Below are 22061 nucleotides of genomic sequence, written 5' to 3' on the forward strand. Positions count from 1 at the left end.
GGCCGCCGACCCGAACGCCCTAACGCCGCGTCGCCGGCGTAAGACCGATGGAGACCTATCTGCGGAACGAGGCGATGTAAGCGACGAGATCAAATACGTAAGGTGGGTTTGTTTGGTGCCAACACAGGACGCTCGCGTGAATCGGCGGTTGACCACCCAGCGACCTTCCAAGTCCGCCCGCGTCCTGACATTCGGCGATTGGTCGCGTCGGACACTCAAACACTCGTAACACCCGATCGGCCGCTGTTATCCGTCGCTGGAGCGCTACCTTCAGGGAATATTCGGGCCGCGGTGGTCTCCCTGGTACCGGTTTTCAGGCGACCCACGGAGTCCGTCGGCCTAGAAGCGATGCCTCAGGCCGACGGTCGCCTCGAGTTGGTTGCTCGTGGATGACGGTTCGGTGACGCCATTGATCCATGCGACGCCCAAGGGCGAATTGCCGCTCGGGCTTACCCGTTGCCACACGCCCTGTATGTAGACATCGGTGCGCCTAGATAACCGGTAGTCGGCCATGGCGCTCACCTGATGCGAGTGAGGTATCCCCCCGGCGCCCCCATTTCCACCGGCCCGCGTATAGGTGTACGCACCCGACAATTCGACCGCCGGCATCAGTGCATAGCGAAGATTGCCTTCGAAGTTCTGAAAAGTCCCGCTTAAGGAGTTCTGGAAGAACTGGGAGAACTTGCTGTGGGAGTACACGAAACCCGCTATAGCTGGGCCGAAGGCGTAGTTCACGCCAGCGCCAAAGGTCTTCTGACTGCTCGCCAGCACGCCTAGAGGCACGGCGGTCGGTGCGAGCGCGCCCTGTAAGGACGAGCCGGTTGTATCGGTGACTGCGCCATTCGGATTCAGCTGTGCCGGCGTGCGCGCGGAACTGTTGAGTTGAAGGTAACCGGCGCCGAAGTTCCACGCCCCGGATGCATACGACATGCCGAAGCTATAGGCGCGATTATTTGTAAATCCACCTGCCTGACTGGAAAAGCCGTACAGTGCGCCGAACTTAAAGCCCGCGAAATTCGGGCTCAGATACTTCACGGAGTTATTTATTTGAAACGAATCGTTCAGATTGTCGTTGTCTAACGGGTGCGCGAAATGCCTCCCGCCGAACTCCGTCCCGGTCAATGAAAGTGGGGCAACGAAATCGACCATGCCGTCGGTTTGGCGGCCGATCGTCAGCGCGCCGTATTCGCGGCTCGACAAGCCCAAATAAGCCTGGAGGTTGAAGACGCGATTGCTCGACGCGAACTGCCCGCTGTTCAGATTGAAGCCGTTCTCCAAGTCGAAGATGGCCGTCAGTCCTCCGCCAACGGCTTCAGCTCCGCGCAGTCCCCAGCGGCTGTATTGCACCGCACCGCTCGTCATCTCCCAGTTGCTGTGTCCGCCGCCTGTCCCAGTGATTTGGTTGTTCGTGTAGGTCAGACCCGCGTCGATCAGCCCGTAGAGCGTAACACTGCTTTGCGCATACGCTCTACCGGCCATTGTGGAGATCGCTACGGCACCGGCTATGACGATCTTGTTCATTCGCCTGCTCCAGCCACGACTGCGGTATTTGCGTCTCTAGGAATGCCGATCCACACTGCTACCACGACAAGACGAGCGTGAAGTAGATGCCCCGCGTCATAATCAAAACACGTAGGGCCTAGAGGTTCATAAGCGTCTCGCCTAAACGTGGGCAATTCTTTGAGATCGCGCTCTAATTTTATAGACGTCACCCCGTAGTCCCGCAAGCGCGCGCTCGACTGATATAGATTGCTTGTGCGACACAGCACTACCAAACCGTTTAAGTTGCTAACTAATACACACCGCTTAGAGCCCTCCGGTTTCTGATGTCACCGAATGCCTTGAACGACCACGCGCGAACGTTGGCCTCCATCACGGCTGCATGAGATGCGCACAACGTTAGTTGACGTTCCGACCGACGAGGTATATTGGGACTTTTATAACCCTCGATTTGTGAAGCGAAAATCGCATCACCAGGATCCGGCCTTGAATTGCCCGACGTCAGTCGGTAACCGTTTTTCGGTCCTACGGTGGCCTATGCACAATACCCATCAGACCGGTGCTGTCGCATCTCTGCTGCAATAAGCTGCGAAGCAACAGCGCCTGGTGTCATACCAAGAGTTTCACACTCTTTTCAACGATGAGCCTCTTACGCACCGGTACTCGACTCTGGAAGACGCCGTTGCACTGCTGGGGGACTGTGCCACTCTTGACTACGGGTGTCTCATGACGCTAGCTAACGGACTTCCGGGTGACGATTTTTTCAACCGGTATAAGCGTCATCATCCGCAGCAATTCGCAGCGGTGATGGGGTTTGGAGCGACGGGGCGGTCCGTGCTGAAGAGGCGTGTCATAGCAGAGGCCGAACGAGCCCGCGTTTTCGCTCACGCGGCTCTGCGATGAAGCGGGCGATCCTCCGCCGTGCCGATGCTACATTGAAGGAATCGGAGGCCATCCCGATGAACGAGCCAGGGAGAAGAGACGCCGAGGGTACACGCAGGCGTATCCTTGACGCCGCAATAGAGCATTTCTCGACGTACGGACTGTCGGGGGCGCGCGTCGCTGCTATTGCAGCCGCCGCGCACACGAACGACCGAATGCTTCAGTACTATTTTGAAACAGCGGACGACTATGGACGGGGCATGTTCCGCCGGGCTTTCCGAGGCCCGACCCGGCATGCGGGTCGGGAAGCGGGTCGAATTGGACCGCGGTTAAAGCGTTCACTTCACGGACCGCAAGGCCGCTCAAGCCACATAGCGGTGATTATTTTTAAACGCGGGCGTGGGGCCCGGCATCGTGGGATCATCTCTGTGGCTGTTCGGGGCAACGCACTCGCAGATGCTGAACCCGGCCTCCGCAATCTTCCGAACTGGGATAAATCCATGAAACTTCGCGTCGGATACGAACTGTCGTACAGGTGCTCACAACCGACGCCCATGATGCTGATGCTGAACACGCACTTCTCGCATGCCAAAGATGTGGTTGAGGCAGATCTGCTCGTTACGGATCCGCCCGTGCCGATTAAGCAGTACCGCGATCTGTTCGGCAACCTGTGCAGCCGGATCGTCGCGCCCGCCGGACATGTTCAGTTGCGCACGACAGCGCTGCTGAATGTGCCGGATGAGATGGAGACACGGCCCGTTGACGGCGGGGGCCATCCGGTCGAGCAGTTGCCGGACGATACGCTCGTTTTCTTGCTGGGCAGCCGCTATTGCGAAACGGATCTGCTGGTCGAAGTCGCGTGGAAGATTTTCGGGCAGTGCGCGCCGGGCCGCGAGACCGTCTTGGCAATCTGCGACTTCGTCCACCGCCATATTGCATTTGATTACCAGCACGCGCGGCCGACCAAAACCGCGGTGGATGGTTACCGCGAACGCAAGGGTGTCTGCCGGGACTTCGCGCATCTGGGCGTCGCGCTATGCCGGGCAATGAATATTCCGGCGCGCTACTGCGCCGGTTATATAAGCGACGTAGGCTTGCCCCCGGCCGCAGCGCCGATGGACTTCGCGGGATGGTTCCAGGCCTACGTAGGGGGTAGCTGGCAGACCTTCGACCCGCGCAACAACGCACCGCGCATCGGGCGCGTTTTGATGGCATACGGCCGCGACGCCGCCGACGTTGCAATAAGCAATGCGTTTGGACCCGCCGTGCTAACCCACTTCGAGGTGCACTGCGACCAAGAGTGACCGGGCTACAACGGTGCCGATGCCTGACCTGTCCGTTGCGGCCTGACGGAACTGGACCGTCACGGGGTCCGGTTATGATCTTAAACATCAAGGAGGACGACCCGTTATGCATGGCAAGGGCGCTAGGCTGCGAACCTCGCCGAAGCGTCAGTGACCTCGCAATGCAACTAGGCGGTGGCTTACGACTGGTGCCAGCGGCGATCTCGACGAAGCGCTCAAGCGTTGAGAGGCCGAAATGGGTGCGTGCCCTGCAGGAAGAGCATTGGCACTGAGACGTCCGCCAGGTGCCGTGCCCGCTCCACGCCGGGCGCGCCGCCGGGCAGCGAAAGAACCCGACGAAGGAGAGGCCCCGCAGGCCGTCAAGCGGGGGAATGGCTTAGGCCCGGAATGTCATGCGGCGACCGAATGATCTGCCTTCCGAGAAGAGCGGCACGGGTGCTCTTTTCCGCGTACAGTAGACGATCTATCCCTGGAGATCGATATGGCAACAGAGGAAAACGTAGTCGCTGTCTTCGAACAGTTCAATGCCGAGGGAAGAGATTACGTCACCCTCAACGACGCTTGTAATGCACTTGCGCAATGGCTGGCGTCAGCATGGGACCGCCTAGAGGAAGGCGATGCCCAGCTTCTGATGGCCGTAGGCGCAACGTTGTGGCGAGAGGGGTTCTCGCAAAGATAGTCGGCCTGCACCTGAGGGAGTGGCCGGCGCCGAAAGCGGCCTGTAACGCAACGCTGGCCGACATCGCCCGCACGTCCGATCCGACTGTGCGGCCGGTTCACCTGCGCCCATTCGGAAGCCGGTCCTGTTGGGCGTTTCAACGACTAGCGCCTCGACAGTTTCCTATTCAAACGGCACATGCTAGCGTTTGTTGCCAAGCGGGAGATTTCATGAACCGGATGATTAAGTACCGGGGTTTCGAGATCCATGTCGAGTTAGCTCCTTCTGCGGAGGACGTGTTCGAAGTGACGGTTCAGATCAAAGGCGCCGAAAATGTGAACGTACTAGGCGCACGAGCGGACCGGGTAAAGTTACGTAACGGCCCGTTTACCGAGCGATGGGCGTATCTTGTTGGCGAAGTTGCCGGACAGGCTGCAGTTGACGTCCTGCTGGGTCCTTCCGAATGACATCATGCTTGTCGCCGCCCATCCAAGGCGCTGCAGCCGCAAAACAGCCAACAGTTGGCGTCAGCGTTGCAGTACTGCCCTTGCGCTGGACTACGCGATGCCCGAGTCCGCGTGACCGGTCCGTCGGCCTGCACCGACTGGGGATTGTCAGCTCGATCGAATCATGTTTCATTCTGGGTTGGCGTGCGCCCGACCCAAGATCGTCCGAGGCTTCAATTCTGTCCGTCGGGCGTTTACGCGGAAACGTCCAATCTCTGGTGGGCTAGCGCTCCAAGAAACCAGCCGGTCAAGGCGACGCCTTCGCTCGCGCAAAGTCGCTTTGCAATAGGAAGGCAGCTGGATGGCTATGCAGTTTGCTGGTTGCCGCTCAACGCTTCGAAGGAACGCATATGCTGACCTCAGTGGGTTTGAACGGTATTCGCCTTCGCCAGCGCTACGTTTCTCCTCGTAAGGGCTTAGCATGCGTACACTGTGTCCGCACCGGTGGAGGGAGGTGTTCTAGCTTTGCCTTTCGCTCGATCGAGCGGCATGGGATGACGCGGGGACTTAAGTTTCTCCGGCGGCGCCCTGATTCCTGTGGCATACCCGCTGAGAGCGCGACGCCGGACTTGCACGTCCCCCGGCCGTTGCACGCCAAGCTGGACCCGTCTACCTAGGTGGCGATGACGGCTGCGCGCCTGGCTGTTCGCTTGACGAGTGCGACTTGGCCGCGAATTGGGCATGTGACGCATGCTGCAGAAGCAGCCCGATTCTCAACTTGCGCGGGCTGACCAAGGCCGCCGCTCCTTTTCGGCCGCCGAGCGGCAGCGGCACGCCGCGTTGCTGTAATAGACGACGCGGTGTGGTGCCGTGCGATGCGGTCGGCTGCAGCAAGGGCATGCAGCGTTACCGCGGGCCAGTATGGGGCGACGGGAAGCCGGACCAGAGCCACCGTTGATCGGTGATCGCCAAGGGCCAATTCCGCCGACCGCCATCTACCGGCCCTGAGCAAAGGAGTCGTGCACACAAAGAGAGCTATCGGAGCTTCGGTTATTTGCGGAATTGCCCGTCGGCGCGTGCGTTCGCGAGTCTCAAGGCCATTCCGGGAACCTCCGTGCGTACAGAAACGTTCCAGTTCGCTGCTAGCCAGGAGAGAGGAAGCTGGCTAAACGCTCCCTGGATTCACAGGATGCGCTGAAAGTCAGCTGAAGTGTCCAAATGGACAGTCACCCAACATCTTCCCTGGAAACCATCAGGAAACAGATAGCCACGCAAGAAGCGCAGATTGCAGCGCTTCACCTGTCGATTGCAAACCGGCCGGTATCTTTCGAAGACTTGCTAAGGGTCTCCAATCTGCTTGGGCTGATGGTCGACGAGTTGGACCGATGGAAAACGCTCGAGCAGTTGGTCCACAGTTCCATGCCATGAAGACGTCGCGCCTTCATGAAAGCGGGCGCAATTACGTGCTCCTTTAGGGCCCTGCAGACAGTCTCGCCGAGCTTCGCTGCGGGGATCTCTAGCTGATGTGCTCCTATCGACTACCATCGGAATGAACGCGAAAGTCGTCCTTTATCGAGTCCGATAACATGCGCCAGCCGACTCATGAAGTCGCGCTGTAAGAGGACCAATTACTCTTTAGCTACACCAATGACTGTGAGGGTCACGGGCGACCGAAATAAGCGTCGAGAAGCTCCGCCACCCGCCATACCGAACAGGGCCGCCGTACGTGTCCATCGAAGCCCACCTCTCTGAGGGTTGGCAAGCAATCCAGTGGATACAGGTTGCTCATAGCAATAATAACCAGCCGGCTCGTCGGATCACTTTCGCGCATTTTTCGAACGAGGTCATAGTCCGCGGGCGCGTCAAGACGCGTATCTAGCAAAAGTGCATCGGGACGCCAACTTTTCAGATAACGACATAGCTCACTGGGACTCGTCGCGTGAATGGCCTGGTAGCTCTTGCGTCTCAACAACAGCGATATGGAAGAACCGATCACTTCATCGGCATGGCCAATGAGAATGCGGCAACTCGCCGTGACGGTTTGCCCTCTTGCGCCAACCCGCCAGAACGCGCACTCTTGCTCATCGTCCAACGGTACACGACGTGTCATAGCGCTCCCGCTAGTCAGCTATTGAATCCGGCAATTGGCGCCTCGTCATTGTCGCTCTTGGTTGGCATGGTCGAATCCCGCCCGAGTCCGCCTAACTCCGACACCAACAGGCGTCTCGTCCACGTTCTGTTTAATTCGTACACACCCTATGTGAAAGTCCTCCGCGCAAACGTTAAACTTTAAGAAATCGTCGGAACGCAAGGATAGTCAACCGATCAGACTCCGGACCATATACCCGTTCTCTCGTACGCCAACCTCGCCCTTGATCTGGGGCATTGACGTACTTCCGCGACCCGCTTCGGCGGGTTCTTTTTTAGTCAAACCGAGGAGCGAGGTACCCGCCCGTTCGACATGGTCTCGCGTGCGCGCACGAGCAAAGCCCGGGGGCGCCACGGACGAGTGGGCGCGTATCGAGCGATTACGGACGGCAGTGCTATCGGCGGCAGATACACGCGGAGAACCGCTGCCAAAAGACCGTTTCGGTTCGTCAAGGGACGGGCGTCGGACCCAGTGTCGGCCGTCCTTAAGGTCGAGCTCTCGTGTGCGCAGCGCAGACATTCGAGACGTGCATTTGTGCAGAAGGGTCCTAGCCCTGTGCTGCAAGCTGCCGACTGCACTTACCTCGATGTTGCAACGGTTGCGCCGCGCGGGTCAGCGCGAAGTCAACGTCTGAACAAACGACTGCGCCGACGGGCGTAGGCCGAACCGCGACTATAAGCGTCTGCTTCGGTCGCGAATCTAACTGCACTGTCGTGGCGAGCCTCGGTGACTTTGGGTCCGGTCAAATCTATGTCAACGACCGTGAAGGCGAAACCACCTGCCTGCAGGGGATGTACCGCAACGTGATACTCATGGTTTCCGACGCGAATCAAGCGGGGCATGACGCATTCCATCGGTAGTCAGGCACAAGAACGTACCCATTGTGCGCGCATTATGGGTGAGCGAACGACGCCTAGACGACTCTCTGCTGTTTCAGGACCAAACGACTCGCGAGCCGCCACCTGTCAGCGAAAACGACTCGCGAGCATGCGGATTAGCGCCGGGAAGGCCGCACTCGGACGACGCCAATCCATCAAGCAAACGCGCTGATTGCCATTGCTCACAGCGTCAAACCAGGATCCGCGCTCTATTCGTTGGTAAGCGCCGGTCGTAGCTGATGATTGCCTTCCTCAGCTACCTAAAGATAAAGCCGGTCACCGCGAAGCGAATAATGCGTGCTTTGCGTACGGCGCGAGCCTGGCAAAATGGGATGAAGCAACATTAGTCAACACTTTCGCTCGGTATCGACGCTGCCGATTCGATGGCCAACCGCCTGACCGCGTCGATAGCGATTTGCAGGGGGGCGATTCCCGCGCGAAACTCCGCCGCCCGCTGACTGCATACGGTCTCCGCTAGCGCAAGTTGTTCGTGGACAAGCAACAGCTTTTCTTCGAGGCGCCGAACAGACGACCACAGCGCATCCTCAGCGCCCGAGCGTTGCTGCTCTTCGAGCGACATCGCGGAGAACGCGTGACCTGTATGGCAGCGATACCTGAGTGGGTAACCTTCTCCAATGCGCCAAACGACGCCTCCGCATCCCGGACAGGTCATGCTAGTTCGATGGCCTAGCTTCTCAAGATCGGCAGGAGACGAATAGCCCGTCGTTGCGATCTTTAGTTCTAGCGCGGTGCGCTCCCTTTCGTCCATGTTGAAGCCCTGCGAAGAGGAGTCTGTCAACGCGTTGACGATGGCTGCACCTATGTCCTCGACCGGGGCGACCACGTCCGGCGGAACCGCATCAAGGGCAGCGCGCGGCATATCGGGCGCAGCACACGTCAAGGGATCCTGAATGATGGTATAGCCACCGCAGGCGTGGATTGCTTTCATTCCCGCCGCACCATCATCGAGCTTGCCCGTCAAGACGACGCCGATCGCCCGGTGGCCATAGTTGACAGCAGCCGAGCGAAACAGGGGGTCTGCCGCCGGGCGCGTGAAGTTTTCCTTAGGGCCCGCGGACAGCACAATGGTATCGCCTCCAATCAATATGTGCTTGTCGGGCGGAGCCACGTATACCCTTCCTTTTCGAATCGGTTCGCCGTCCCGGGCGTGTGCGACTGGAAGGGATCCACTAGCCTCCAGGAGTTGGGGAAGCTGGCTTGGCCAACTCCCGATGTGCATTACGATAAAGATGCTCGCCGGCAATTCAGCAGGCAGTGCAGCGACAACGGTCCTGAGGGCCTGAAGGCCACCCATGGACGCAGCGACGACCACAACATCCCTCTCTTTGACCGCGTTCCTCACGTAGCTTCCTCCACGCATAAACCAGATCGAGCGTTACCCACCGGCTTCAGGGCCGGACTCGCCCCAGGACGATACCCCTAGCTGGCCATCAACGCCTTGAATAAGGCCTGATGGTCGAGCGGCTTTTGGAGGCGGGGGCATTGGCGGTATGGGAAGTCCAAGGCTTCGGCGCCATAGCCGGTTGCAAAGACGAAGGTGATGTGCCGCAGCGTCAGTGCGTCGGCCACGGGATAAGATTTCTCGCCGTTAAGATCGACATCGAGGATCGCCGCGTCGATGTGTCGGTTGTCTTGCTCAAGCAACGCCACCGCTTCCTGCGCCGTCGCAACGGGACCGACGACGCTTGCGCCAGCGTGTTGCAGCACCATCGATAGAGCGAGCGCGACTAGGAAGTCATCCTCGATAACCATGATGGTGCGGCCTTCTAATGTCCTCGCGTCTTCGCTCATTCGAATCATCCGGCTGTTATTTACCCATTCTTATAGCGGCTTTCTGATGGCAGAGGAATCTCAATATGGCATGAGACGCCGTCCGCATTGAACTTAAGCTCCGTGCGCGCTCTAAGCGAGAACGTCAGGGCCTGCTCGATCAACTGCCGTCCAAAGCCCGTTCTGGTCGTGTCAGGGATTGTGCGCACGCCGCATTCGAGCCACTGAATGATCAAGTTGGAATCTCCTTGCGCCGACGGCTCAACGCTCCAGCGCACATCCAGCCGGGCGGCTGGATCTTTAAGCGCCCCATACTTGAGCGCGTTCGTAGCCAATTCATGAAGAACCAGCGCTATTGTTTGTACGTTCCGAAAGCCCAGCGGGACGACCGGACCGCTAACTGTGATCCGACCGTTGTCTGCGACTCCAAGCGCGCTCAGTTCAAGTTGCACGATGTCACCGAGCTTGATCAGATTACCGTCCGCTTCTCCGATCAGACCCTGGAGTCGGCCAAGAGCGCCGAGGCGACTAGTGAAGGTTTCGAGAGCGGCATCGTTGGTCAGGGTCTGTTGCGCGATCGACTGAATGACGGCGAGCAGATTACGCGTGCGGTGCTGCAGTTCGGCGATCAGGACGTGCTGCCTCGTTGCAGCATGCACCATGCCCGTAACGTCGACGAACGCAATTACCACCCCATCGGTCTTTCCGTTGCCGTCGCGATAGGGCGCGAGACGCACGAGGATGTGCGCCAGTCCGTCATTGCTAACGACCTCGCGTTCACGAGGTTGGTTTGTATTGAAGACTGCGTCGATATCCGACCCGAGTTGGCGCATATCGAAGCGACTTACCAGTTCGGTGATCGGGCGTCCCAAATCGATCTGTCGCATATGGAAAACGCTCGCCATCGCTGGAGTGAACGAACGGATCACCAGATTGCGATCGAGGAAAACGGTCGCTACAGAGGTGCTTTCGAAGAGATTGCGTAGGTCGCTATTCGACCGGTCGAGCGCGTCGATCTTTCGATTGAGCTCGAGGTTGACGGTATGCAGTTCCTCATTAAGTGAGACGAGCTCCTCCTTGGACGATTCCAACTCCTCGTTCGACGACTGCAGCTCCTCGTTGACTGAGACGAGCTCCTCGTTGGACGACTTAAGCTCCTCCAACGCTGTCTCGTATTCTTCGATCATTGACTGCAGGCGGTCACGCGTGTCGCGAAGTTCTTTTTCTATCTGCGCCGCTGTACCTTGGTGCATGGCTTGGGCGCGCGCGAGCGCGTCCTCGCGCGACAGAACCGGCCCCTGGTCCGCGAAGACAACCAAATACATCGGTTCTGCTTGGGACTGTTGAGGCAGCGGCTCGACCGTCAAACTGATGATTTGGACACGACCTTCCTCCCCGTCGATCACCACCCCTTCCCGCGTAACGGACCGGCCGGACTCGACGGCCTCTCGAAATACCGAGCGCAGATCGAGGCTCAAGCCCTTGCGTGCCATCGTGAAGAGATGCCGGCTCGGGACGCCGGGTGCGGCCTCTAGATATTTTCCGGTGTGCGACGAATAATAGATCACGTCGCCCTCGCGCGTGGCTATGACATGAGGCGGAGTGAACCGCTCAAGCATATGGCTGTCGACGGCGTGACGTAGGGCGAGACCACCTAGCGCGGGTCGACTTGGCGCGACGGCAGCCAAATGGCCGATTTTTAGCGAAGACACGGACAATGGGACCCGAACCGGCGGCGAAACGTTGGAGCGGCGGCGAAAAATTCGTTGCTTCTTCTCGACGGGCTCAAAAAGGTCATCGAACTGGCTCACATTCTCTGAAGTGCCGAGGAACAGGTAGCCGTCGGGGCGCAGTGCATAGTGGAACGTTGGAATGACCTGGCTCTGGATCTCCGTGCCGAAATAAATTAGCAAGTTTCGACAGGAGACCAGATCGATACGGGAGAAAGGGGTATCTCGGATGACGCTGTGCGGTGAGAAGATGCACATATCGCGGATGTCCTTGGTCAGCACGTAGCAGTTGCCGTCAAGAACAAAGAAGCGGTTGCGCCGCTCATCTGAAAGACCATCGAGTAGTGGCAACGGGTAACGCGCCGCGCGTGCGACGCCAAGGGCTGCGTCGTCGATATCGGTCGCAAAAATCTGCACGCGGGGCGCCCGGCCGACCCGGTCCATGTGCTCTCGCATAAGTATGGCAATGGAATAAACCTCCTCGCCTGTCGCACACCCGGGCACCCAAACGCGAATCAAGTCGTCGACGCCGCGGCCCTCGAACAGCCGAGGAACGACCTGGTCGGCCAGCGCTTCGAACGCATCAGAATCTCGGAAGAAGCTCGTGACTTTGATCAGCAGGTCGCGGAACAGTGCAGTGACTTCTTCTGCATCAACACGGAGTCGTGCGACGTAGGCGCTGGGCGTACCGATCTCAAGCAGCTGCATGCGCCGCTGCACCCGGCGTAGGAAGGTGTTTGCTTTATATCCGCTGAAGTCGTGGCCTCGTTCGTCGCGTAAGATCGAGTAGATCGCTTTGCGAGCTTCGTCGGAACCGTCCGAATCGGTTGCCGTGTGTGCATCCGTGGCTTCGGGCAGGATGTCTAGCACGAAGGAGCCGGCGGCGAGGCTCGCCAGCTTCGGGCCCATCTGCTCCACTGGTATCGCAAGATCTACTAAGCCGGTTGAAATGGCGCTTTCCGGCATGCCCGCATGTTGGGGGCCGAACGCGTCTGGAGCCTGCGCAAGCGTAAGTCCGCCGCGCTCTTTAATGGCTTTGATACCCAGTGTACCGTCGCCGTCGCCGCCCGACAGCACGACTCCGGCCGACAGTTCGCCAAGGTCCGCGGCAAGGGAACTAAAGAAGACATCGACGGTCTTGAGTTCCCGCCTTTGCCTGTCTTGCAGCTGGACGCGCAGCACGCGTTTTTCAATCACTACCACCGCGTCAGCCGGCAGGATGTACACGCTGTTCGGCTCGACGGCGGTGTTGTCGGCAATCTCGACCACCCGCATGGACGTGAACCGCGACACGATTTCCGGCAGCAGGCTGTGACGGTCGGGGCTTAAGTGCGTGATAACAACGCATGCTAGCCCCGGGTTGTCGGGTAAGCCGCGAAAGAAGCCTTCGAGCGCCTCAACTCCGCCAGCAGAAGCACCTATGCCCACGATCGGAAAGTTATCAGCTCTGTTCATGCCTTGGCCCGGGGCTTGGCGCGTTTGGCCGCCGGTTCCGGAGACGTTGGCACCTCCGCTGCGCCCCGGACAAGCGACGCCGAATGGTGACTTTCTTCCTCAAGAAGTCGCAGTCCCGCGCGCACGACCTCACTCGCAGAACCGTATCGCCCGCCGTCAACTTGTTGTCTAATGAATAAGGCGAGGCGCTCGGTGACGGTTACGCTAAGTGCGTGTTTGCTTGGCATAACTTTGGATCTACCAAAGGGGATGATATTGAATAATACCCGGTCGGCGCAGGGCTTCGGGCTTTGTCATCGACGCTTCAGGCAGCGCGGCGCACCGTTGGGCGCGGACAGCAGGTTGCGACCGCTAGGCAGACGCCAGCGACAGGCCGCGGCCCGACTGCATATGCCGCTAAGTGAAGGAGGGTCTTTGTGAAAATGACATGCGGCGAGTTGCTGGCTAACGTCACTGCTGTCCTGCTTGGCGCTGTTCTAGTTGGCCTAGTCGCATACAGCCTCTTGAAGATAGCGCTGTTCGTGTTGCTCGCCCTGCATGGCGCGACGGCCTGACCACTGGTTCGATCGGTCCCGAGCGCCGCGGACTTTTTTCTCGATGATGCGCCGAGTTCTTGGTGTCGGTTCTCGGAACCGATAGCGAGAGGTCAGTTAGCAGCATTATGTGTTTGATGTTCCGCCTCGAAAGCATGGCGACCGCTGCGGCGCGTTGTCTACACGGTCATCCAGGTAACCTGTGCACGCAAGCCCGGTGGACCGGGCTCAACTGACGCCGGTTCCGAACACTTTCAGTCTCACAAAGTATTGGACCGTTCGAGAAGCAGCCCGCTGAGGTGGCGCCTAATAAAGGAGGTTACAGCGCGCGCTGCTCGCCGGGACGGTGGGTGATTTGATGGCGCGACCCCATGAACATCGCCGTCGCGTGACGGCCACCTACGGCGAGAGCGACACCGCGCAGGAGCAGATTGAGGCCGTCGTTGAGGCTTGCTTCGAGCCAGACAATTCTTCTGGTAGACAGACACGTAGCTAAGCGCTGTTGCGGGTGCTGTCAACAGCGTTCATGACCGTAACGTTTCTTGCGAAGGAGCCTCTGTCCGACGGTCCCATGGAAGCATCCGGGCCAGCTCGCGTTTGACTATGCCGTAGCACTCGCACGAGCGCGCTTCTATAGCGGCTCGGTCTAGAACCTTGATGCGTCCGCGAGTGGTCTGAACAAACCGCGAATCTTGCAGCATACCAAGTGCGTCCGTAACGCCTTCCCGCCGCACGCCGAGTATATCGGCGATCATCTGCTGCGTGACGTTCATCTCGTCTGAAGGTCTCCGGTCCGCCTGAATAAGCAGCCACCGGCATAGCTGCTGCCTCACCGAATGGCGGCGATTGCAGGCAGCAGTCTGAGCCATTTGTGTGAGCAGAACCTGCAGATACAAGAGCGCAATGCGCTGCAGGGCATCTGAGCGAGCGAAGTGCCCCCGTAGTGCGCTCCCGCTTACGCGATAAGCGGCGCCCGCATGTTGCACCTCGACTCGCGTGGGCATTGTGTTTCCGCCGGTCAACACCGGCAACCCAGTCATGCCCTCGCATCCGATCGCCGCGACCTCAACGCAGCTGCCGTTCTCCATCGTGTGCAACATCGTGATCACCGCGGTCGTCGGAAAATACACGTGAAGGATACGATTCCCGGAGTCGCAAAGAAGCTGCCCCGCGCACAAATGCACGAGTTGAAGGTCCGTTGCGATGGCCTGCCATTCAAGCGCGGGAAGGGTGCGCAATAGGTGGTTACCGTGAATGTCCGACTGAAGGGTCAACATTGCCTCTCGTTCCCTGTCCGTGCGAAGTTGTCTTCACGCGTGCTCTTGGCGCGACTACGCCGTCGCACGGAAGCAGTGCTTGCGACGCTCGCGGCCGTTTGCGCAAGTCGCACACTCGCGCTGCGTTCCCCAGTTTAGACTGGATCAACGCGAACCTCGCCGTTACCGGCGACTGACTTACGCAGCTTGGCCTATTCTCGGACTGGTTGTCGATAGACGACGTCTGCCCAACGCTCGTTGGGATAGCGATATTCGTCAGTTTCAAAACCGAGAACCTGAAGCAGAAATGACGTCGTTACGCATTCGATGGCACCGTTCAAACCATACCGCCAGTGTGACAGGAAGCTGCGCTCGTCGTGGAACGCATTTCCGCAAGCTATGCATCTGACGAATCGCTCCCGGTACTGGGGCACCAGGGCTTTTGATGCCCGATGAATACGGTCTGGCTCGGCCATCTCTCTAAATAGACTGGCGCTGGCCGTGCGTTGCATTCCACCGCCGCTGCGCCATTCTCCGGCGCGCTTTCTTGCCACCGCTATCCGGGTCGTACAGCTTCCTCTCGATCCGTTAGGTGGCCCATGACCTTGTCTCCAGGTAATCGTGCCGTCGTAGCCGGGTGCAGCGCCCGAGACTATGGCAGGCCGGGATACTACCGGGTCGCTGCCGATTGGCCAATACAGGTATCGCGTCGTAGGAGCGAACGGAGCGGCACTCCGACCATTTGGTAACCCACCGGCCTCGTCTACTGTTCTTCATTTCCCATCTGCCTCTCCACTATCGTTGTACACCGTATGGACGATGTTAGATAGCAGCCGCTCGCGCCGAGGGGAGCGTACCGGCGGGCCTATTCGTGTGGGACGCGCGAGACTAGCCAATCGCTCCCCGGGCCGGACGGGTGAAGCTAAGCCATGCGGTCTACGTGCACCGTCGGGCCACCACCACAGCGACGAGAGAGCAATCTCTGTGGGCGAGCAGCGCGTCATCGGCGAGCGACCTGAACTACTTTCCGGTGACCGCGGAGATATGTATGTATGTTTCGCTGGACTGCCGCAATTCGGGGGCGATAGCCTTAGCGGCTCCCGAAGCAGAGGTTCAGTGCACCGGCGCGCCGATGACTAGTGGTCGACGTGCAGCGGCCTCGCGACGCTTGGCCCGCGATCGTCGATATACCGATTGTGCACCGGCCAGGCTCGGAGCGAACGATGCACTTCGTCAAGGGACGTCCGTCGGATCCTGTGTCCTACGGCCGTTATGGGGTCGCAAGTACGCATTCGCGGTGACGAGGCGCGTCGCTTACGGCCGCTTTCGTGGGAACGGCCGGAGAGCGTTGTAGAGCCGACCTACCGAAGCCTACATTCGAACGTCAGCAAAGGCCGAAAAGAAAATGCCGTCCAACGGGTGTGCGCCCGCAGAGACGAACAGCCAGTAGTGCAACCGCCGCTGGTTTTCGAATATCCGTTTGCTGGCAGGCCTTCGAGCGCATCGACTTGAGCGGAATTGCTTGCAAAGACACGTGTGATGCTGGCACCGTGTCGCACGCAGGATAATTTAGGCTGCTACCGATTAGAGTCTGGACGGCCTCCGGGAGAGAACTTCGAAGGCCGCTCAGTCCAGCGATGCGAGCCTAGAAGGTCGCGCCGTCGCTTTTGTACTGTCCGTCGTATGGACCCGCCGGCAGACCCTGACCCGCCTTGTAGACCGAGATCGCATTGGCCTGTTGTGCGAGCGGGACGTAGTTCGGTTTTGCTTTTGCAATAGCGGCCGTGATGGCCGCGGCAATCAACATTGCAAGGGGATTTCCAGCCGTCGACGCTTGCGGCGAGTACACCATGCTCTGCTTGTGGGTCCACAAGGTTTCGCCCGTGGTGCCGCTCTTCAGCGCATAACTGAGATCCACCGTCACCGAAGTCGCAAGCACAGCATACTGAGCGTCCCAACGATTGATAGTGATGTACATGATCGAGTCTGCGCCGAACATCTTCCCGAGGGCGGTGGGATCGTTGGCGTGAACGAGGTCCGCGTCGCCGAGACCGTCGTCTTCCATGACTCGCTTTGTCAGGTTGACAGGGAAAACGTAATAGCCGCGCTCTGCCAGCGGCTTGCTGATCGTCGACAGAAAGTAGTCGGGGGCGTCCACATCAACGCTTCGATTTACCACCGGTACGATCAGAATCGAATGCGGATCAGAATGTCGGAAAGCGCTGTAGTCGTTGTGAACCGGCACTGGAGCGCACGCAGCCATTCCAGTGACGGACGCTGACGCAAATGCAAGTCTCATGAGACGGGTCATTGTGTTCATTGTTTCGCCTCCTTCGTGGTGCCTGAGGCAACGCGAATCATTGTCGTCATGAAGACTGTCGATTCGGGCCATGCAGCCTTTTCCTTCTCGAAGAATACGGCCGCTTGCTTAGATTCTCCGGACTCCAGCAAAACTTGCCCATACTCGGCGTACACGCCTGGCGGAACCTTTTTCCCGGACGACTCTGCCGCGTTGATCGTGTCGGCCAAATGCTGGGCGAATGCCGTCATGTCACCCGGAGTCTTGTAGTGTTGATACAGTGACGATTCGTAGTTGCCCCATGCGTACTTCGTCTGAGGCGCGCATGCGGCTGTCATGCTGACCGCCGTGAGCACCACTGCAAGCTTCCATACTTTCACTATTGTTCTCCTCCGCTCATGACGTCGATGGCAACCGCTTCCCCGTTCGCTGCCAAGATCTTCTTCCTCGCCAGGACAGCAGAGCCCTGTCGGACTTCGACGGAATGTGTGCCTTCTTCGATGGACATCACACCGCTTACTCCGTCAAACTGGCTCGCCGGCCCGATAAGCTGTCCATCAAAAACAAGCTCGCTGCCGTTGGGTGCGCCTACAAGACTGAGCGTCGGGCGCGAACTGCCCGAAACGACGTGGCTGTGAGGCATAGCGCAGCCCGCGAAGGCAACGACGAGCGTTGCGACGCATATGGAACGAATCATTTTGAAGTTACTCCGCTACGAAAAGAGACTTGTCCTTCGTGACGGACCCACTCGTCACGAATGCCACCGAGCCTTCGTTCACTTCGCTGTCCCCGAAGTTTGACGTGACACGAATAGTGGCGACGGCGGCAGGCGGCAACGCAATGGTGAAGCCTGTCTGTCCGCTCTGGATTGACTCACCCGCTTTGTAAACATGCAGGTTCGTGCCCGGCTTGATGCCTTGAAGCGCGCCACCACTTATATATACGGTTGAGCCGTCTGCTTTCAGAATGTCCGACTTCCAAGGGCGTTCTTTGAGCTTCGTCATCATTCGCCCGATGACGTCGGAGATTGCAGCGGAAATTGCCTTGTCGTTGAGCGAGCCGTCGTAGTCTGCACGACTGCCAAATCCTGCAACTTCTCCGGATTCCGTCGAAGCCTCACCGGTGCCAGAAGCCGAGAAGAAGACATACCCCGTCTTTACGTCGACGAGTCGAAGTTCGACTTTGGCGTGGGCATTCTGTACTTTGGTTGCGCTCAGGAAGCCCGACTTTCCGGTCGTGCTCCGTCCGAATTCAGTTACCGAACCGAGGATAAGAGCGTCGACACCGATCAGCCCTGCGTCCTTTGAGAGGGACTGTTCAGCGGCGATCTTGGCGATGTCCGGACGTTCGAATACAAGAAACTGCTTGGATGCGACCAAACGGCTTGCGAGGATGTCGCTTGCTTGTTTCCCGAGCGGGTCCAGACTGGCGTCGGTGACGAACGTGCGCCCGTAGCGTGTTTCGTTGCTAAACCGGCCAATAGCAACTTTTCGCTTGACCGCCTTCTCGTCGACTGTCGAGTTCGCGGCCTGCGCGGCTTGTTGCTGTGTTCTTGGGAGTGATGCCTCTTTGACTTGCGGAGGCGTAGATACGGTTGCGCAAGCCGCGAGCATCGCACTCGCCGCGCCAAAGACTAGGACGTTTTTCATGTTCCCCGGGAGGCCGCTTGTAATGATTTTTCGGCAGTCTAGTGTTACATTTGGTTACAGGCAAGCTTGTCTTCTGCGTTCGCCGAGAAATACAACAGTCCGACTCGCGGTCGAAGCTTTGTCGCGGCGCTTGCGTACGACTCTCTGCACGATTTCTTCTGTGCTTGAGAACGACCGCGCAGCGTTGTGTAGCCGCCTGATGCGCGTCGTTAGCTGAACGACTGCAATGGCCGAGAAGCTGCGCATCTCTAGGGCAGTGTCCTAGCTAGCGAGGAAGGGCGGTCATTGCGATCCCGAAAGGTCCAAGGCTCGTCTCCGTCGGTAAGTCGCTGTCGTCCGTCACCCTGGCGCCGCTTTTAGCAGAAGTTCTTGCTAACCGCCGTCAGTCCACCGAGAAGATGCGACATGTCGACAAGTCGCTGTGCGACCAAGTGTCGGACTTCACCCTCGCATTGCCAAGTGCCATACACCGCGAGCAATGACGCGCCCAACGCTTCGCGCCGCTGTTTTTCGAGCAGGGAGGGCCACACAATGACGTTGACGTTACCCGTCTCGTCTTCGAGCGTCACGAACATGACGCCCTTTGCCGTGCCGGGCCGCTGCCGCACGGTCACGAGCCCGCAGCCTCTCGCAAGACGCCCGTTGCGGTAGGTACGTAAAGTCGATGCCGGCACGAGCCGCTGTTCGAGCAGCATCGGCCGCAACAGCGACAATGGATGACGCCCGAGCGTGAGGCCTGCGGAGTTGTAGTCGCTCACGATGTCCTGCGCTTCAGATGGTGCACCCAATGACGGCGTTTCGTCGTCGACGCGCGTATCGGCGAGCATGTCGTGGTCGGGCACCGCGGCAGCCGACTGCCATAGTGCTTCGCGACGATTGCCTGCAAGCGACTGCAAAGCATTGGCCGCGGCAAGGACCTGCAGGTCGCGGCGGTCGAGTTGTGCGCGTCGCGCGAGGTCGCTCACGCTTTCGAACGGCTTCACCGCTCTGGCCGTTTCGATTCGCTCGGCCGCGCCTTCGCGCATGCCCTTAAGCAACGACAACCCAAGCCTCACGACAGGCTTCTGCCGACCGGGGCGCTTTTCGAGCACCGAATCCCACCCGCTGATGGTGACGTCGATCGGCGCCATCTCGACTCCGTGACGCCGCGCATCCTGCACGAGCTGAGACGGCGAATAGAAGCCCATCGGCTGCGAGTTGAGCATCGCGGCCAAAAAGGCGGCCGGCTCGTGACATTTAAGCCAGCTGCTCGCATAGACGAGCAAAGCGAAGCTCGCCGCATGACTTTCCGGAAAGCCGTATTCGCCGAAGCCTTTGATCTGCTCGAAGATGGCTTCCGCGAACGCTTTGTCGTAGCCGCGCTGCTGCATGCCGTTGACGATGCGGTCGTAATACTGCTGCAGGCCGCCCTTGCGCTTCCAGGCTGCCATCGCGCGCCGCAACTGGTCGGCTTCGCCCGGCGTGAAGCCGGCTGCGAGAATCGCCACCTGCATCACCTGCTCCTGGAAGATCGGCACGCCGAGCGTGCGCCCCAATGCAGTTTCCAGCGCCTCGCTTGGATAGGTGACCGGCTCGAGCTTTTGCCGTCGCCGCAGGTAAGGATGAACGGCGCCGCCTTGAATGGGCCCCGGGCGCACGATGGCCACCTCGATCACGAGATCGTAGAACTCTCTTGGCTGCATGCGCGGCAGCATGCTCATCTGCGCACGGGACTCGATTTGGAAGACGCCGACTGTGTCCGCACGACAAATCATTTCGTAGGTGGCGGCGTCCTCCGCCGGGATGTCCTGCATCTCGAAGCGCTCGCCGCGTTGCTCTGAGACGATATCGAGCGTGCGTCGAATCGCCGACAACATGCCGAGCGCGAGCACGTCGATCTTCAACAATCCCAGTGCTTCGAGGTCGTCCTTGTCCCACTGAATGGCGCTGCGCTCCGGCATCGCCGCGTTTTCGACCGGCACGAGGCGCGTGAGCTTGCCACGGCTGATCACAAAGCCACCCGAGTGCTGCGATAGATGTCGCGGAAAATTCAGTATCTGCGCGGCGAGGTTCGCCCACATGGCGATGAGCGGATTGGCCGGGTCAAGGCCGGATTCTTCGAAGCGACGCAGCAGGTCTTGTGAGTGATCGAACCATTGATGGCTTTTGGCGACCTTGTCGACGATCTGCGGATCGATGCCGAGCGCCTTGCCGGTTTCTCTAAGCGCGCCACGCGGACGGTAGGTTGAAACGGCAGCCGCAATCGCCGCCCGGTCGCGTCCATATTTGCGGTAGATGTATTGGATGACCTCTTCACGCCGCTGGTGCTCGAAGTCGACGTCGATATCGGGTGGCTCGCCGCGCTCCTTGCTGATGAAGCGCTCGAACAGCATGTTGCCGCGCGAGGGATCCACCTCCGTGACGCCCAGGCAATAACAGACCGCGCTGTTCGCCGCCGACCCGCGCCCCTGACAAAGGATGTGCTGGCTGCGGGCAAAGCGCACGATGTCATAGACGGTGAGGAAGTACGCCTCGTAATGCATCTCCCGGATCAATTGCAGTTCGTGCTCGACTTGCTGCTGCACATTGTGCGGAATGCCCGCAGGGAAACGCCGGTGCGCGCCGATGTACGTCTCTTGCCGGAGATACGCCTCATGTGTGTAGCCTTCGGGAACCAGCTCGTCCGGATACTCGTAGCGCAACTCATCCAGCGAGAAGGTACAGCGCGTCAGCACCTTCAAGGTCTCGGCGAGCGCGTGTGGCGGGTAGAGATTGGCAAGCCGCAAGCGAGAACGCAGATGCTGCTCCGCGTTGGGCGCAAGGTCGTAGCCGCATTCGGCGACAGGCTTGCCCAGGCGGATTGCGGTCATCGTGTCCTGCAGGGGCTTTCGGGAGCGCACGTGCATCAGGACATTGCCGGTCGCCACGACAGGGACGTCGGTGCGCGACGCGACGTATTCGACTACACCGCGATGGATGTCATCCATCGCGCGCTGATGCAGCGTGAGCCCGACCCACGCACGAGCGGGGAAGGTCTGGCGCAACCAATCGAGTTGCGCGGCGAGCGTCTCTTCCTTCGCCGGAAAGTCCGGCACCAAGATCGCCAGGCAGTCGGGCATGCCTTTCAGATGCGCGTACTTCGAGTCGGGCCGCGCGAGATCTTCAGGCGTGAGCAGATAGCTGCCCTTGGCCGCCCGCATGCGGGCCAGCGTGATCAACTCGCACAGGTTGCCGTAGCCCTCGCGGTTCTGTGCGAGCAGGATGAGACCGAAGGCGGGCTGCTTTTCTGCGCCATGACTTGCATGAACCAGACGAAAGTACGAGCCGATGATCAGCGGGAGCTTCTCTTCCTTGGCCTGCACATGAGCGCGCACGACGCCCGCGACCGAGCACTCGTCGGTGATGGCCAGTCCGGCGTATCCGAGTTGTGACGCACGCAGCACGAGCTCTTCACCGTGCGAGGCGCCATGCAGAAACGAGAAGTTGGTGAACGCGAAAAGCTCAGCGTAGTCGGGCAGGGCCGACGAAGGAAAGTCCACAATGCCACCTGCT

The 22061-nt window shown here is 59.4% G+C and carries 14 protein-coding genes; 2 read left to right on the plus strand and 12 right to left on the minus strand.

The window, feature by feature from the left end; genetic code table 11:
* Window positions 1-339: 339 nt before the first annotated feature.
* Window positions 340-1521 (minus strand): porin, encoded by a 1182-nt coding sequence (locus NCR37_RS23010; RefSeq protein WP_250475117.1) that lies wholly within the window; start codon window positions 1519-1521, stop codon window positions 340-342.
* Between the two features lie 1361 nt (window positions 1522-2882).
* Here NCR37_RS23010 and NCR37_RS23020 point away from each other — a divergent pair.
* Window positions 2883-3686, plus strand: a complete 804-nt coding sequence (locus NCR37_RS23020) for a transglutaminase-like domain-containing protein (RefSeq protein ID WP_250475198.1) — start codon at window positions 2883-2885, stop codon at window positions 3684-3686.
* Between the two features lie 888 nt (window positions 3687-4574).
* On the plus strand, window positions 4575-4811 hold the full coding sequence (locus tag NCR37_RS23030) for a hypothetical protein (protein WP_250475118.1): 237 nt from the start codon (window positions 4575-4577) through the stop codon (window positions 4809-4811).
* A gap of 1639 nt (window positions 4812-6450) precedes the next feature.
* Here NCR37_RS23030 and NCR37_RS23035 read toward each other — a convergent pair.
* The 11 genes from NCR37_RS23035 to NCR37_RS23085 form a co-directional block, all read right to left on the minus strand.
* Window positions 6451-6900, minus strand: a complete 450-nt coding sequence (locus NCR37_RS23035; protein WP_250475119.1) for a response regulator — start codon at window positions 6898-6900, stop codon at window positions 6451-6453.
* A 1260-nt stretch (window positions 6901-8160) separates the two neighbouring features.
* Complete coding sequence (locus NCR37_RS23040) at window positions 8161-9198, minus strand: chemotaxis protein CheB (RefSeq protein WP_284506985.1); 1038 nt, start codon at window positions 9196-9198, stop codon at window positions 8161-8163.
* 59 nt (window positions 9199-9257) lie between these two features.
* Window positions 9258-9629, minus strand: a complete 372-nt coding sequence (locus NCR37_RS23045; RefSeq protein ID WP_250475120.1) for a response regulator — start codon at window positions 9627-9629, stop codon at window positions 9258-9260.
* Between the two features lie 20 nt (window positions 9630-9649).
* Window positions 9650-12793, minus strand: a complete 3144-nt coding sequence (locus tag NCR37_RS23050) for a CheR family methyltransferase (protein WP_250475121.1) — start codon at window positions 12791-12793, stop codon at window positions 9650-9652.
* The gene (locus tag NCR37_RS23055) at window positions 12790-13020 is read right to left on the minus strand and encodes a type II toxin-antitoxin system ParD family antitoxin (protein ID WP_250475122.1); all 231 of its coding nucleotides are present in this window, start codon (window positions 13018-13020) and stop codon (window positions 12790-12792) included. The genes NCR37_RS23050 and NCR37_RS23055 overlap by 4 nt, the downstream gene beginning before the upstream one ends.
* Before the next feature lie 830 nt (window positions 13021-13850).
* Window positions 13851-14603 carry a Crp/Fnr family transcriptional regulator gene (locus tag NCR37_RS23060; RefSeq protein ID WP_250475123.1) on the minus strand — a complete coding sequence of 251 codons (753 nt, stop codon included), beginning with the start codon at window positions 14601-14603 and terminating at the stop codon, window positions 13851-13853.
* A gap of 1624 nt (window positions 14604-16227) precedes the next feature.
* Window positions 16228-16902, minus strand: coding sequence for a DUF799 domain-containing protein (locus tag NCR37_RS23065; RefSeq protein WP_250475124.1), 675 nt, complete (start codon window positions 16900-16902; stop codon window positions 16228-16230).
* Window positions 16899-17261, minus strand: a complete 363-nt coding sequence (locus tag NCR37_RS23070; protein WP_250475125.1) for a DUF4810 domain-containing protein — start codon at window positions 17259-17261, stop codon at window positions 16899-16901. The genes NCR37_RS23065 and NCR37_RS23070 overlap by 4 nt, the downstream gene beginning before the upstream one ends.
* Window positions 17261-17578, minus strand: coding sequence for a hypothetical protein (locus tag NCR37_RS23075; RefSeq protein WP_250475126.1), 318 nt, complete (start codon window positions 17576-17578; stop codon window positions 17261-17263). Before NCR37_RS23075 ends, NCR37_RS23070 begins: the two co-directional genes overlap by 1 nt.
* Window positions 17579-17585: 7 nt before the next feature.
* Window positions 17586-18530, minus strand: a complete 945-nt coding sequence (locus NCR37_RS23080) for a CsgG/HfaB family protein (protein WP_250475127.1) — start codon at window positions 18528-18530, stop codon at window positions 17586-17588.
* A 356-nt stretch (window positions 18531-18886) separates the two neighbouring features.
* The gene (locus tag NCR37_RS23085; RefSeq protein ID WP_250475128.1) at window positions 18887-22048 is read right to left on the minus strand and encodes an error-prone DNA polymerase; all 3162 of its coding nucleotides are present in this window, start codon (window positions 22046-22048) and stop codon (window positions 18887-18889) included.
* Between the last annotated feature and the right edge of the window lie 13 nt (window positions 22049-22061).

The sequence above is a fragment of the Caballeronia sp. GAFFF1 genome (genome assembly GCF_023630705.1).
In the GTDB taxonomy this organism is placed as follows: Bacteria; Pseudomonadota; Gammaproteobacteria; order Burkholderiales; family Burkholderiaceae; genus Caballeronia.